The organism is Bifidobacterium aemilianum, from assembly GCF_003315635.1.
In the GTDB taxonomy this organism is placed as follows: Bacteria; Actinomycetota; Actinomycetes; order Actinomycetales; family Bifidobacteriaceae; genus Bifidobacterium; species Bifidobacterium aemilianum.
Genome location: NZ_PDCG01000047.1, coordinates 1 through 601, shown reverse-complemented (window position 1 = coordinate 601; position 601 = coordinate 1). Strand labels below are relative to the sequence as shown.

Annotated in this window: 1 protein-coding gene; it reads left to right on the top strand. The window is 61.2% G+C overall.

Annotated elements, in window-relative coordinates:
* Nucleotides 1-115: 115 nt before the first annotated feature.
* Nucleotides 116-601 (top strand): protein kinase domain-containing protein (locus CRD60_RS08345; RefSeq protein WP_130473094.1); only part of this gene is annotated, 486 nt, incomplete at its 3' end.

Genomic DNA, 601 nt, shown 5'->3' with positions numbered 1-601 from the left:
ATGGATGGCGGGGCCCCTCTCCCATACGGGCACCGAACCGTCCCCGTGGTGGATTTTTCGCCAAGAAGCCACCTCCGTAGGCATTACACTCACAGGAAGGCCGTACGATACGACTATGAGTCAAGCGGCAGAGGCATACAAGGGTCAGATCATCGAAGGCCGATACCGCGTCATAGGCAGGATCGCAGACGGCGGCATGGCCACGGTGTACGAGGCGCTCGACCAGCGGCTGGACCGGCATGTCGCCATCAAGATCATGCACACCCAACTGGCTCAGGGCCCACACCGCGCGCAGTTCGAGGAACGCTTCCGCCGGGAAGCCACATCCGCCGCGGCCATCGCCAACCCACACATCGTCCAGGTCTACGACACGGGGCAGGTTGACGGACTGGACTATCTGGTCATGGAATACGTGCACGGGGTCAACCTGCGCCATGAGATGGGCACCAAAGGGACCTTCTCGGTCAGGGAGACCATCCGCGTGGTCTCAGAGGTCCTGGACGGCCTTGCTTCCGCCCACGAGACAGAGGCGGCTCTCGTATGCAGTCTTCCGCTTGCATCAAACAACCGCAAGAACCTACACAAACCGCACATCATCAGG